The organism is Marinovum algicola (assembly GCF_900109145.1).
GTDB lineage: Bacteria > Pseudomonadota > Alphaproteobacteria > Rhodobacterales > Rhodobacteraceae > Marinovum > Marinovum algicola.
Genome location: NZ_FNYY01000008.1, coordinates 1 through 13,335, shown reverse-complemented (window position 1 = coordinate 13,335; position 13,335 = coordinate 1). Strand labels below are relative to the sequence as shown.

Sequence of the window (13,335 nt, the reverse complement as noted above, 5' to 3'; positions counted from 1 at the left end):
CAGCGGCCGTCAGACCGCCTGGTCGCAGCGCACCGCGCTTTCGGCCAGCTGCCGCAGGTGCTGTGGCGTGCCGGCGCAGCTGCTCTGCACCTCGGGACAGCGCGGCGCGAAGAGGCAGCCCCGCTGCGCCGCAAAGGGGTCCGCCGCCGCGGCGCCAAGCTTCTGCTCGGGCATGCCAAGCCCGGGATCGGGCAGCAACGTCGCCGCCAGCAAGGCCCGCGAATAGGGATGCCGTGGCCGGTCGAACAGGGCGTCGGTGGCGGCCTCTTCGATCTTCTGCCCGAGGTACATGACGGCCACCCGGTCGGCCAGATGCTCGACCACGGCGAGGTTGTGACTGACAAAGACCATGGTCAGGCCCAGCTCCTGCTTGAGCGACAGCAAGAGGTTGATGATCTGCGCCTGGACCGAGACATCCAGCGCCGAGGTCGGCTCGTCACAGATCATAACTCGCGGATTCAGGATCAGCGCGCGGGCGATGGCCACCCGCTGGCGCTGGCCACCCGACAATTCCGAGGGATAGGAATCGGCCAGCCGCGACGGCAGGCCGACGAGATCGAACATCCGCGCCACCTCGGCCGCTTCGTTGCCGCCACCGTGCAGTCGCAGCGGCTGGCCGATCAGGCTCTGGATGCGCTTGACCGGGTTAAGCGAGGCGTTAGGATTCTGAAACACCGGCTGGATCAGACGGACGCGTTCGGCCACCGGCATGGCGCCGATCTTCTGCCCGGCGATCTCGACCGCGCCGCTGTCGGGCGATTGCAGGCCCAGCATGATGCTGACCGCCGTGCTCTTGCCGCAGCCGGATTCGCCGACCAGCCCCAGGGTCTCGCCTTCGGCCACCTCAAGCGACAGATCGTTGACCGCCACCAGCTCTTCGACCGGGGCGAACATGCCGCGCCGCAGGCGATAGGCCTTGCGGATGTTGTGCAGGCGGATCATCGGGGCGGTCATGTGCTGGCCTCCTCGGGGTTGACACATTCGACAAAGCGGCCCGCACCGATCCCGTGGCGCGGCACCGGATCGGCCGCGCAATCCGGCGCCGCCTGGGCGCAGCGGTCGCGGAAGGCGCAGCCCCGCAGCGTGCCGATCAGCCCGGGAACCCGCCCCGGGATCGCCGGCAAGGCGCTGCCGCGCGGCGTGACCCCCGGCACCGGGATCGCGGCCAGCAGACCGCGGGTGTAGGGATGGCGCGGACGGACAAAGAGATCGCGGGCCGGGGCGCGTTCGACGATCCGCCCGGCATACATCACCGCCACATCATCGGCGATGGCCGCCACCACCCCGAGATCATGGGTGATCAGCAGGATCGACAGCCCGAGATCGGCCTGCAACTCGCCTAGTAACTGAAGGATCTGGGCCTGGATGGTGACGTCGAGCGCGGTGGTCGGCTCATCCGCGATCAGCAGTTTCGGGCGGCCCATCAGCGCCGAGGCGATCATGATGCGCTGGCGCTGGCCGCCGGAAAAGCCGTGCGGATATTGCGCCAGCCGCGCCGCGGGATTGGAAATGCCCACCCGCTCGAGCATCTCTACGGCGCGGGCCTCGGCCGCCCTGCGGCTCAGCTTTTCGCTGCGCATCACCCCTTCGGTCAACTGCCGCCCGACGGTCAGCGTCGGGTTCAGCGCGCTGGTCGGATCCTGAAAGATCATCGCCACGTCGCGGCCGCGCATCCGGGCCAGCCCGGCGGCCGGTTTGCGGGTCAGATCCTGCCCGGCCATTTCGAACCGGTCGGTGGTGATCTGCGCCTGACGCGTCAGAAGCCCCATGATCGACGTGGCGGTCAGCGATTTGCCGCAGCCGGATTCCCCGACAAGACAGAGCGTCTGACCCCGCGCGATTTGCAGATCGACGCCGCGCACGGCGTTCAGCAGGCCCCGCTCGGTCGGAAGGGAGACCCGAAGGTCGCGGATATCGAGCATCATGTCAGTCATTTCCGTGCCGGCCCCGTGATGTCGCGCAGCCCGTCACCAAACAGGTTGACCGCCAGCACCAGCAGGCAGAGCGCCGAGCCCGGCAGCGCGATCAGCCAGGGGTCGAACAGGATATTGTCGCGGCCCTCGGCGATCATCAGTCCCCAGGACGGCGTTGGCGGCCGCACCCCCAGTCCGAGAAAGGACAGCGCCGCTTCGAGCAGGATCACATTGGCCACCTCGAGCGAGACCACGACCAGGATCGTGGCCCGCATGTTGGGCAGGATCTCGAGAAACAGGATGCGCGCGCGGCTGGCGCCGATGGCGCGCAGGCCCATGATGAACTCCTGATGCCGCAGGCCCTGCGCCGCCGCCCGCGTCACCACGGCGAAGCGGTCCCAGAGCAGCAGGCCCAGCACCGTGATCAGGGTGGTCAGCGAGGCCCCGCCCAGCGCCACCGCCGCCAGCGCCACCAGCACGATGGGCAGCGAGAGCCGGGTGGTGATGGCAAAGCTGATCACCATGTCGATCCAGCCGCCGAAATAGCCGGCCAGCAACCCCAGGGTGATGCCGATGGCGCCCGACACCAGGATCACGCCCAGCCCGACACCCAGCGACACCCGGGCGCCATGGATCATCCGCGACAGGTAATCGCGGCCCAGGTGATCGGTGCCGAGGATGTGCTCGGGCACCGCGCGGTCATGCCAGAACGGCGGCAGCAGGCGGCGGGTCAGATCCTGCGCCAGCGGGTCATGCGGCGCCAGAACCGGGGCCAGCACCGCAATCGCGACAATCACCGCCAGCAGCGTGCCGCCGATCATCACCCCGGTGTTGCCGAGCATCTTGCGCCAGGCCGAGGGGCGCGTGGTTTCCATGGTTGCTTCGGTCATCTCAGGTCGCTCCCCTCAGCCGCGGATCGAGCACCGCGTTCAGAATGTCGGCGCAGGTGGTCAGCAGGACATAGAGCAGCGACAGCACCAGAATGATCGCCTGCACCACCGGCAGATCGCTGCGCAACAGCGATTCCCAGGCCAGCCGTCCCAGCCCATTGAGTGCAAAGACGCTTTCGATCACGATCGAGCCGGACAGAAGCTGCCCGAGCTGAACCGCCGCCAGCGACACCAACGGCAGCACTGCATTGCGCAGCGCGTGGCGCGAGATCACCAGATGCATCGGCAGCCCCTTGGCCCGCGCCGCCCGCACGTAATCGGTGGCCAGCACGTCGATCATCCCGGAGCGGGTGATCCGCATCAGTTCCGGCACGGCGTAATAGCTCAGCACGATGACCGGCAGGATGAAACCCTGCCAGCTTTCGGCACCCGAGATCGGCACCATGCCGTACCAGACGCCAAAGACCACGATCGCCATCAGCCCGAGCCAGAAGCTGGGGATCGCCTGCCCCGACACGGCGATGATCAGCGCAATGCGGTCGATCCAGCCATTGGGGCGCAGTGCCGCGGCGATGCCCAGTGGCACCGCCACCGCCAGTGCGACCAGGAACGAGATGAATCCCAGCGTCAGCGTCACCCCGACGCGGTTGCCGATGATCTCGGTCACCGGCAGATTGAAATAGATGCTCTGCCCCAAATCGCCGGTCACCGCGCTGCCGATCCAGTCGAGATATTGCACGATCAGCGGCCGGTCGAAGCCATAGGCGATGCGGATCGCCTCGGCATCCTCGGCGCGGCCACCGGCGCCGGCGATGGCGATCGCCGGATCGCCCGAGAGGAACATCAGCGCGAAACTGAGCGCCGAAACCGTGACGCAGACGCAAAAGGCGACAAAGAGACGCCGGGAGAGGAAGCTGAGCATGGGGTCTTTCCGTTCATGGCGTGCCGGGCGGCGGGAAGCGCTCCGCCCGGCACAGGTCGTTAGTGAGGTCAGCCTATTTCCAGCTTGCCATCCACCAACGGGCGAACTCATCCGGGTGCGGGGTGAAGTTCAGATCGTTGGACAGGCCATAATTGACGTTGAAGTTGTACATCGGCATCCAATAGGCCTCTTCCGCGATCTTCTTGACCGCCATCGCATAATTCTCGGCCCGCACCGCGCGATCCGAAGCGGTATCGGCCTCGGTCAGCCATTCGGCCAGCTGCGCGTCCTGCACAAGATCATCCGCGCCGCCGCCAAAGAAATTCGACAGGATAAAGGCGGTGTCGCCGATGCCGTAGCTGCCCCAGTTCGAAAAGAACGCCGGCAGCTCGCGGGCCCGCCACTTGCCGATGCCGGAGGAATATTGCTGCTCGTTCAGCTCCAGCTTCACCCCGACATTGGCCAGGTCGGCGGCCACGGCCTCGGCGGTCGGGCGCGGCATGGCGGCAAAGACCATCTCCATCTCGAAGCCGTCCGCATAGCCCGCTTCGGCCAGCAACGCCTTGGCCTTTTCCGGGTCGAAGTCATAGGCGGCGACATCCTGTTCGCAGCCGAATTGCGCCGGGTTGCAGGGGGTATTGAGCACTTTCGACGCGCCGCCGGCGAATGCCTCGACAATCGCGCCGCGGTTGGTGGCGTGGATCAGCGCCTGTCGCACCTTCTTGTCGGCGATCGGGCTGTCGCCGGCCAGCGCCTCGGGGGCAAAGCCGACATAGCCGATGCGCATGATCGGCGCGCTGATGATCTGCACCCGGCCCTCGAGCCGCGCCGCCTGATCCGGTGGAATCCGCCAGATCCAGTCAAGATCGCCCGACATCAGCTCGGCATATTGGGTGTTCATCTCGGGGATGGTGCGCACGGTGATCGCGTCGATGGTGGCGCCGGCCTTGGGGCTGCCTGCGTAATGGTCCTCGAACCGCTCGAGCTGATAGCGAATGCCCGGCTCCTGGCTGACCAGCTTGTAGGGGCCGGTGCCGATGGGCGTGGCCGCCATGCCGCTTGATCCGTTTTCGCCAAAGAAGTCATGCGGATAGATCGGCAGCGCATCGGCCAGCATCTCGACCGCGCCGGCAAAGGGCTTGGACATGTTGATGCGCACCTTGTAATCGGCCAGCTTCTCGACGCTTTCGATCCAGTCGACCGAGATCGAATAGCGGGTGCCGTATTCCGGGGTGATCACGGTGTTCAGCGTCGTCACCACGTCATCGGCGGTGAAATCGGCGCCATTGTGGAACTTGACGCCCTGACGCAGGGTGAATTCCATGGTCAGCGGACCGGTGAATTCCCAGGATTCGGCCAGCGCGGGCACGATCTCGCCGGTGTCGAGGTTCTTGTAGAGCAGGCCGTCGTAGATGTGCCGCGCCAGGATCAGGCCCTGGCGGCCGGCGATCTTGTAGGTGTCGAGCGGCTCGGGCTCGGCGGCAAAGGCGACGTTCAGCGTGTTGCTGGCCTTGTCGGCGCTGGCCGGCGTGCCAAGCGTCAGGGCGGTACAGGCGGCCAGCGCCGCCAGTCCGGTCAGGGATGTCTTGAAGATGTCAGTCATGTCTCTCTCTGTTGGTTGGCTGATGGGGAGGGGGAAGGCCGGCCGGTTTTCCGGTCTCTGGCGGGATCAGGCGGCGCGGGTGATATCGGCAAGGGTTTCCCCGGCGCGCAGCCGCGCCAGGAGCAGGCGTTCCTCGGCCTGCATCTGGCGGGCGCGGCGGATATGGGCCTCGGACTCACCGGGCGGGATGACCACAACGCCGCTCTCGTCGGCGAGCACCAGCTCGCCGGGGCGCACAGCGACGCCGCCGCAGTTGATGGTGACATTGACGGCGCCGCCCAAACGGCGCGGTTTGGTGGTGACCGGCGAACGGCCACGGCACCAGACCGGAAAATCCTCGGCGAGGATCGCCGAGCGGTCGGTGACAAAGCCGTCGATCACCGTGCCGACCACGCCGCGCGCCTTGGCGGCGCAGGTGGTGACCGCGCCCCAGCAGGCATGGCGCAGGTCGCCGCAGCGGTCGATGACGATCACCTGCCCCGGTTCGGCACGCGACAGCGCCTCGACCAGGATCGAGCCATCGTCACCGGGCATCCGCACCGTCAGCGCCGGGCCGAAGATACGGCGCTCGGGCAGCAGCGCCTGAAGCGCGGGGGCCATGAAACCCGACTCGAGAAAGTGCCCGAGTGTCGCGGTTTCCACATCCGAGAGATCGTCTTGTGCCGTCATGCCCTGTCCTGACCTTTGGGGTTGCCCGTAGAGAAGACGCACAGGCACGGTCAGGGTCAAATAGTCGGGGGTTATGGCAACCATAACCCCCCTTTCGCACCGCTCAGAGCGCGGCGGTGACGATGAACTCCACCTTGTACTCCGGCGTCGCCAGCTTGGCCTCGCCACAGGCGCGCGCCGCCGGGTTGGCCGGATCGATCCAGGCGTCGTAAACCGCGTTCATTTCCTGGAAATCGCCCATGTCGGCCAACCAGATAATGACCTGCAACAGCTTGGATTTGTTGCTGCCGGCCTCGTCCAGCAGGGTATCGATAGCGGCCAGGCAATCGCGGGTCTGGGTCGCGACATCGGCGCCGGCGGTGCCGACCTGACCAGCCAGATAGACGGTGTCGTTGTGGATCACGACCTGACTCATGCGGGGGCCGGGGTGAAGACGGGTAATGCTCATGCTTCTCGCTTTCTGATTAAAACTTCGGCAAGCTTAGCCGACCCTGCACATTCCTTACAGGCTGGCTTCATAGCCGGAAAGAATGGCATTAATAGAGTCGCCTTATGTTACGGTTGCCTCAAGAACAGGCACTCCGGCCCTGAACAGAACTGAAAGTTAAGACCCCGCATGGATCAGCAATCGGACCTGAACTGGAACCTGCTCCGCATGTTCTATGTGATTGCCAAGGAACAAAGCATCACCAAGGCCGCCCAACGCCTGGGACTCAGCCAGCCTTCGGTGAGCAATGCGCTGCAAAAGCTCGAAACCCAGCTCGAATGTCAGCTGGTGTTTCGCGACAGCCGCCACTTCGAGCTGACGACGCGGGGCGACAAGATCTTTCAGGAATGCCGCGACATCTTTCACAGCGCCGAGCGGATCAACCTTCTGGGACGTGACGCCGAAGAGGAAGAGCGCGGGCGGGTTCGCTATCTGATCGTGTCAAACCTGATCTCGCCGATGCTCGACGAGATGCTGCGGCTCTATCACCAGCGTCACCCGTCGGTGGTGTTCCAGAGCGAGGTGAAGAACAGCCAGTCGATTGTCCGCTCGATCCAGCAGAACCGCGCGACCCTGGGCTTTTGCCTTCTGGCCCGGCCGCTGGTCAACCTGCCCTCGATCCGGCTGTTTCGCGAGGAATTCAGCGTGTTCTGCGGCGCCGAACATCCGCTGTTCGGCCAGGACTCGGTCAATCTTCGCGATCTTCAGCGCGAGCCCTTCATCTCGTTCGCCTGCGCCACTGAGGGCATGGGGCTGGAGCCGATGACGGTGCTGCGCGAGGGCATGCGACTGGGCAACAGGATCAACGGGCTGAGCACCAATATCGAGGAAATCCGCCGGATGATCGTGGCCGGGCTGGGCATTGGCCTGCTGCCGCTGATGACCTCGGACGAGGATGTGCGGCGCGGCGACCTCTGGCCGCTCAAGATCTCGGACGAGCCGATCGGCGCGGATGTCTATCTGGTGCATGCTCCGATGGAGAAGCTTTCCCCATCAGAGCAGAAGTTCGTGGCCATCGTGCAGGAGCTTCTGGCGCTTTATCCCGACATGGCCTGACCGGCTGCCAGATCGGCCGCCGCCAGATCCTGAAGCGCCATGCCGGCGGATTTGAACACCGTGCGCGCCGCCGCATCGCTGCGGCCGGGATGCCGCTGCTGGCACAGCTCGGCAAGGTCGGCGCGGATATGCCCGGGCTCGATCCGCCCCGCGTCCAGCGGTTGTGACAGATCGCCGGCCAGCATCGCCCCGGCGCGCAGATCGACAAAGACCTGCGCCTGCGCGATCGCCCGATCGTCGCTTTCGCGCATGTCGCCCTTGAAGGCGCCGATCAGGTCGAGGTGGCTGCCCGGTTTCAGCCAGTCGCCCCGGATGATCGGCCGGGTCGAAGCGGTGACCGTGCTGATCACATCCGCCGCCCGGCAGGTCGCCTCCAGATCCTCGGCCACCTCGGCCGGCAGGCCAGCCTGGGCCAGCTCTGCCGCCACCGCCGCCGCCTTGTCGCGGCTGCGCCCCCAGATCGACACGCGGTCATAGCTGCGGGTGGTGCAATGCGCCTCGGCCACCGCGCGCGAGAGCTGGCCGGTGCCGACCACCAGCAGATGCGCCGCATCCCGGCGCGCCAGATAGCCGGCGGCCAGCGCCGAGGCGGCAGCGGTGCGCCGTGCGGTCAGCGCATCGCCGTCAAGCGCCGCCTTCATATGGCCGGTCTCGCCATCGAACAGCAGATAGCCGGCGTTGATCGTCGGCCGACCCTTGGCGGCATTGGCGGGAAAGAAGCTGACAACCTTGACGCCGATGCGCGCCCCCGGCACCCAGGCCGGCATGATCAGCAAAGAGGCCTCGCTGCCGTCGGGCTGGGCGATGGAGAGCACTTGCCGGTCAGGCGCGGTCACCGCATCGCTGCGATACCAGTCCCGCAGCTGCGCGATCAGCTCGGGCCATCCCAGCCCGGCCTCGAGCGCGTCATGTCCGATCATCACGCTCATCGGTCGGCCCGGTTGACGACCGCATGCATCAGGATGTTCAGCCCGGCGAGGAAATCCTCGGGCTCGCAATGCTCTTCGTTGTTGTGGGTGATGCCGTTCTTGCAGGGGGTAAAGATCATGGCCGTCGGGCAATGGGTGGCCAGGAAATAGGCGTCATGACCCGCCTGGCTCTGAATGTCGCGCCAGTTGAAGCCCATGCGGATCGCCTCGTTGCGCACGCCGTCGATCATCTCGGCGTCAAAGATGTCGCCGCCCCATTCCCATTCGTCTTCGATCACCGCGTCGCAGCCGCAGCGGGCGGCGGATTCGAAAAGCGCCCGGCGCATCTTTTCCGCCATCGCGCGGGTGGTGATCGGGTCGGGGTGGCGCACGTCGCAGACCGCTTCGGCGGTGTCCGACAGAATGCCCGGCTTGTTCGGCCAGGCAGTCAGCCGCGCGGCGGTGGCCTTGCCGTCATGCACCGCGAAATCCCAGCCGATATCGTCCACCGCCGTCAGCCAGCGGGCGCCCGCCGCCAGCGCATTCTTGCGCAGGTCCATCGGCGTCGGCCCGGTGTGCGAGGTCTGGCCCCTGAACGATGCCCGCATGCCGCGCACCGGATAGCCGCCGGTGACGACGCCGACCTGGCGGTTTTCGGCATCGAGGATCGGCCCCTGCTCGATATGCAGCTCGAAATAGGCGTCGATCTCGCCGGCCTTGCAGGAGCGGTCGCCCTTGTACCCGATCCGCTCCAGTTCATCGCCGAAGCGCGCGCCATCGTCGCCCACCAGATCATGCACCCAGTCGATATCGTATTTGCCGATGAAACAGCCCGAGGCCACCATCGGCGGCGAAAACCGCGCGCCTTCCTCATTGGTCCAATCGACCACGACAATCGGTCGTTTGGTGACATGGCCGGCGTCGTTCAGGCTGCGGATCACCTCGAGCCCGGCCAGCACGCCGGCAATACCGTCGAAGCGGCCGCCGTTGATCTGGGTGTCGAGGTGGCTGCCGATCAGGATCGGCGGCAGATCGTTGTCACTGCCGTCACGGCGGCCAAAGATATTGCCCGCCTCATCCACCTCGACCGCCAGCCCCGCCTCTTCGCACCAGCGGCGGAACAGGTCGCGCATGCTGCGGTCGTCGTCGCTGAGCGTCAGCCGCGACAACCCGCCGGGCCGGCCTTTGCCGATCGCGCCAGAGGCTTCGATGGTCGACCAGAAACGATCAAGGTCGACGCGGGTATCGGGGAGCAATGGCATGGGAACCTTCTTTCTTTCAGGAGCCGGGGATCAGAACAGGATCGCCGGGAGATCGGTAATCAGAACGGGAAACAGCACCAGCAGCAGCAGAACGCCGACCATCACGCCAAGGAAGGGCACGAGGTATCGGAACGAGGCGCTGAGCGGGATTTCCCCGACACGGCAGGCCGCCATCAGGTCGATGCCGAGCGGGGGCGTATTGGCGCCGATGGCGAGGTTGATGGTCAGCAGGATGCCGAAATAGACCGGATCGATGCCGTAATGCGCCAGGATCGGCAGGAAAACCGGCGCCAGGATCAGGATGATCGCGATGCTTTCCATGAAGGTGCCGAGAACCAGCAGCACCAGCATCATGAGCAAGAGCGCGACAGTGCCGCTTTCGGTCGCCTGGGTGATGCCGGCGACGGCCATCTGCGGCACCTGCTCGGCGGCGAGGATCCAGCCGAAAACCGAGGCCGAGGCGATGACCAGCAGGATCACGCCGGTCATCTCGGTGGTTTCCCGCAACAGCCGCATCAGCGTTGCCAACGTCAGTGCACGGTAGACAAAGACGCCGATGAACAGCGCATAGGCCACGCCGATGCCGGCGGCCTCGGTCGGGGTGAAGATGCCCAGCCGGATGCCGCCGACAATGATGATCGGCGCCAGCATGGCCAGGATCGAGCCCTTGGCGGCGCGGCCCAACTCTCCCCAGGAAAAGGGCTCGCCGCCCTGCCAGCCATTGCGGCGCGAAATCCACCAGGCCACCAGCATCAGCCCGAGGCCAAGCAGGATGCCGGGGATGATGGCGGCGACAAAGAGCTGGCCGATCGAGCTGTTGGTGGCAGTGCCATAGACGATCAGCACGATCGACGGCGGGATCACCGTGCCGAGCGAACCGGCGCAGCCCAGCGCCGACGCCGAGAACCCCGGCGCATAGCCCTGATCGCGCATCGCCGGCAGCATCATCGTGCCGATGGCGACCACATCGGCCACGCCCGAGCCCGAAAGCGAGCCGAACATCATGCAGGCGATGATCATCACCATCGCCAGCCCGCCGGTGCGCCGCCCGATCAGCGCCGCGCAAAAGGCGATGATCCTGGGCGCCAGCCCGCCGTGGACCATCAGCAGCCCGGCGAGCAGGAACAGCGGGATCGCCAGCAGGGTGAAACTGTTGATCCCCGCCACCGCGCGCTGCGCCACGACGATCATCGGCGCGGCATCGGCAATCAGCAGGTAGAACATCGATGACAGGCCAAGCGCCACCGCGATCGGCGCATCCAGCAGCACCAGAACCACAAAGACAATCAGCAGAAGTGCAAGCGCAAGGCTCATTCCCGCCCCCCTTTCAGGATCAGACCCAGCAGCGCGAGCCCGCAGCAGACCGGCAGTGACAGGTAAAACAGGCCGACCGGCAGTGAGAGCGCGGTGGTCTGATGGCTCCAGGTTATTCCGGTCAGCCGGGCGCCGGTCCAGATGAACACCCCGAGAAAGACAGCGCTGGCCAGCCAGGCCAGAATCGCCAGCCCGCGGCGCAGAAGCGGTGGCAAGGCGATCAGGTCGAGCAGCCCGGCGCGAAAATGCGAGCCACGCACGAAGCCCGAGATCGCGCCGACAAAGGTCAGCCAGACCAGTGCCAGCCGCGGCAGTTCTTCGGCCCAGCGCGGTGTCGAGGAAAACAGGTAGCGCGAGATCACCACATAGACGACCATCGCGGCGAACCCCGCCACCAGTGCCGCGCCGGACCAGCGCGCGGCGCGGTCGATGGTTCCGGCCGCGCGCAGCGACCCGTCTTTCAATGTCATGGGTTCAGAAATCCTTCGGGGCCGCGGCAGAGCGTGCATTCGTCGCAATAGGCGGCCACAACCACCCATTCGTCCGAGATCACCTCGACCGTGTGGTCGAGCCCGGGCGGCAGGCGCACCGCGGTGCCTTCGGTCATGTGGTAGGTTTCGCCCCCGGCGCGCAGGATCGCCTCGCCTTTCAGCGTCAGCGTCACCTCGTCGCGGGGATGGCTGTGGGCGGTGGATTTCGCGCCCTTCCGGCCGGTGGTCACGGTCAGCTTGAGAAAGCCCTCGCCGCGCGCCGCCGGAGAAAACAGCACTTTCTGCGAAAAGTCGTAAAGTTGCACCGGCTCGACCGATGCAACTTCTGTTATTTCCGGCCGCAGGCTCATTTCCGGTACTGGTCGAGCACGCTCAGCAGCTCTTCGCCATAGACATCCTTCTGGCTTTCCCAGATCGGCGCCACGGCGTCGATGAACGCAGCCTTGTCGACTTCGTTGAACTGCATGCCCTTGTCTTTCAGCTGGGCGATCAGTTCATCGTTGGCGGCGGCGACCATGTCGCGCTGTTGCAGGCCCCAGGACGTGGCCGCCTCCATGACGATCTCCTGATCCTCGGGCGCGATCTTGTTCCACGTGGCGTTCGACATGGTCAGCGTCGCCGCGCCCCAGATGTGCTCGGAGAGCGAGACATATTTCTGCACCTCGAAGAAGGAGGCCGAATAGATGATCGCCAGCGGGTTTTCCTGGGCGTCGAACAACCCCTGTTGCAGCGCGGAATACAGCTCGCCGAAGGACAGCGGCGCAGGCTCGGCGCCCAGGCCTTCAAAGGTGGCGAGGCGCACCTTGTCCGGGGTGACGCGGATTTTCAGGCCGGCGAGATCCTCGGGGGTCTCGATCGGACGGACGTTGTTGGTGATGTTGCGGAAGCCGTTTTCCCACCAGCCGAGCACCTTGATGCCCTTGGCGTCGAGCATGCCGGCCAGTTCGGCGCCCAGTTCGCCGTCAAGCGCCGCAAAGGCCTGATCGCGCGCGCCCCAGGCATAGGGCATTTCGATGATGCCCATCCGCGGCTCGATCCCCTGGAACGACCCCGAACCGATCAGACCGGCCTGGACCGAGCCGAACTGCATGCCTTCGATCACTTCCTTTTCGCTGCCGAGTTGGCCCGAAGGGAAGACCTCGATGGCAACCCGGCCGTCGGTGCGCTGGTTGACCTCCTCGGCAAAACCGGTGGCCGCGACATGCCAGCTGTGGCTCTCGGGCAGGACGTGGCCGAGACGCACCGAAACTTCGGCAGCCAGGGCGGCGACGGGCGCCAGCCCGGCAAGGCAGGCCGCCAGCAGGCCGGTGCGGATCAAGGGGAAGGGGGATGTCATGTTCGGGTCTCCTGTTGAGCGATTATTGTCGCCGAAGAAACACCGAACGCAGGATTTGCGCAAATAAGCCGGGGCTATGGTTGGAACAGTTTTTCCGAATGGGTCGCGTGACCTGCCACGGGATTTTTCCTCCACCGTCGATTAGAGTCCGGCCCAACTTGAGGACGGACAATGAAGCGAACGAGATTCACAGACGAGCAGATCATCGGGATTCTGGCGGAACATGAGGCAGGGGCAAAGTGCGCCGACCTGTGCCGCAAGCACGGCATGTCGGAAGGCACTTTTTACAACTGGAAAGCCAAGTTCGGCGGCATGACGGTGTCAGAGGCCAAGCGGCTGAAGACGCTCGAGGACGAGAACGCCAAGCTCAAGAAGCTTCTGGCCGAGCAAATGCTGGATCTGGCAGCAATGAAGGATCTGGTTTCAAAAAAGTGGTAGGGCCCGCCGTGAAGCGTGAAGCCGTTGCGTATCTTCGGGCCGAACA

Annotated in this window: 14 protein-coding genes and 1 pseudogene; 2 read left to right on the top strand and 13 right to left on the bottom strand. The window is 65.6% G+C overall.

The annotated features are described in order from the left end of the window. Nucleotides 1–9: 9 nt before the first annotated feature. From BMW90_RS12200 to BMW90_RS12170, 7 genes are all read right to left on the bottom strand, one after another. Entirely contained in the window at nt 10–954 is a 945-nt protein-coding gene (locus tag BMW90_RS12200; RefSeq protein ID WP_083416038.1) for an oligopeptide/dipeptide ABC transporter ATP-binding protein, read from the bottom strand. Then, on the bottom strand, nt 951–1,925 hold the full coding sequence (locus BMW90_RS12195) for an ABC transporter ATP-binding protein (protein ID WP_083416037.1): 975 nt from the start codon (nt 1,923–1,925) through the stop codon (nt 951–953). Before BMW90_RS12195 ends, BMW90_RS12200 begins: the two co-directional genes overlap by 4 nt. A gap of 5 nt (nt 1,926–1,930) precedes the next feature. Beyond that, complete coding sequence (locus tag BMW90_RS12190) at nt 1,931–2,803, bottom strand: ABC transporter permease (protein WP_074836832.1); 873 nt, start codon at nt 2,801–2,803, stop codon at nt 1,931–1,933. A gap of 1 nt (nt 2,804) precedes the next feature. Next, on the bottom strand, nt 2,805–3,725 hold the full coding sequence (locus BMW90_RS12185; RefSeq protein WP_048529210.1) for an ABC transporter permease: 921 nt from the start codon (nt 3,723–3,725) through the stop codon (nt 2,805–2,807). Nucleotides 3,726–3,798: 73 nt separating this feature from the next. Further along, nucleotides 3,799–5,328, bottom strand: a complete 1,530-nt coding sequence (locus tag BMW90_RS12180; protein ID WP_074836829.1) for an ABC transporter substrate-binding protein — start codon at nt 5,326–5,328, stop codon at nt 3,799–3,801. A 66-nt stretch (nt 5,329–5,394) separates the two neighbouring features. Next, the gene (locus tag BMW90_RS12175) at nt 5,395–5,997 is read right to left on the bottom strand and encodes an RraA family protein (protein ID WP_074836827.1); all 603 of its coding nucleotides are present in this window, start codon (nt 5,995–5,997) and stop codon (nt 5,395–5,397) included. 103 nt (nt 5,998–6,100) lie between these two features. After that, a complete protein-coding gene (locus BMW90_RS12170) occupies nt 6,101–6,445 on the bottom strand; it encodes a RidA family protein (RefSeq protein ID WP_170850544.1) in 345 nt (114 codons plus the stop codon). A 168-nt stretch (nt 6,446–6,613) separates the two neighbouring features. Here BMW90_RS12170 and BMW90_RS12165 point away from each other — a divergent pair, with 168 nt between their 5' ends. Further along, nucleotides 6,614–7,540 (top strand): LysR family transcriptional regulator, encoded by a 927-nt coding sequence (locus BMW90_RS12165; protein WP_074836825.1) that lies wholly within the window; start codon nt 6,614–6,616, stop codon nt 7,538–7,540. Here BMW90_RS12165 and lhpI read toward each other — a convergent pair. The 6 genes from lhpI to BMW90_RS12135 are packed head-to-tail and all read right to left on the bottom strand — an operon-like array spanning nt 7,522 to nt 12,851. Continuing rightward, on the bottom strand, nt 7,522–8,469 hold the full coding sequence (gene lhpI, locus BMW90_RS12160) for a bifunctional Delta(1)-pyrroline-2-carboxylate/Delta(1)-piperideine-2-carboxylate reductase (protein ID WP_074836823.1): 948 nt from the start codon (nt 8,467–8,469) through the stop codon (nt 7,522–7,524). The two genes, BMW90_RS12165 and lhpI, sit on opposite strands and share 19 nt — an antisense overlap. Then, nucleotides 8,466–9,710 carry a Zn-dependent hydrolase gene (locus BMW90_RS12155; protein ID WP_074836821.1) on the bottom strand — a complete coding sequence of 415 codons (1,245 nt, stop codon included), beginning with the start codon at nt 9,708–9,710 and terminating at the stop codon, nt 8,466–8,468. The genes lhpI and BMW90_RS12155 overlap by 4 nt, the downstream gene beginning before the upstream one ends. A 30-nt stretch (nt 9,711–9,740) precedes the next feature. Further along, entirely contained in the window at nt 9,741–11,024 is a 1,284-nt protein-coding gene (locus BMW90_RS12150; protein WP_048529199.1) for a TRAP transporter large permease, read from the bottom strand. Further along, complete coding sequence (locus tag BMW90_RS12145) at nt 11,021–11,494, bottom strand: TRAP transporter small permease (protein WP_074836819.1); 474 nt, start codon at nt 11,492–11,494, stop codon at nt 11,021–11,023. Before BMW90_RS12145 ends, BMW90_RS12150 begins: the two co-directional genes overlap by 4 nt. After that, a complete protein-coding gene (locus BMW90_RS12140) occupies nt 11,491–11,865 on the bottom strand; it encodes a cupin domain-containing protein (RefSeq protein WP_244526494.1) in 375 nt (124 codons plus the stop codon). The genes BMW90_RS12145 and BMW90_RS12140 overlap by 4 nt, the downstream gene beginning before the upstream one ends. Beyond that, on the bottom strand, nt 11,862–12,851 hold the full coding sequence (locus tag BMW90_RS12135; protein WP_074836817.1) for a TRAP transporter substrate-binding protein: 990 nt from the start codon (nt 12,849–12,851) through the stop codon (nt 11,862–11,864). The genes BMW90_RS12140 and BMW90_RS12135 overlap by 4 nt, the downstream gene beginning before the upstream one ends. Before the next feature lie 171 nt (nt 12,852–13,022). On the opposite strand from BMW90_RS12135, the pseudogene BMW90_RS12130 reads away from it, so the two are divergent. Further along, nucleotides 13,023–13,335, top strand: a pseudogene (locus BMW90_RS12130) (transposase); the annotation flags it as partial.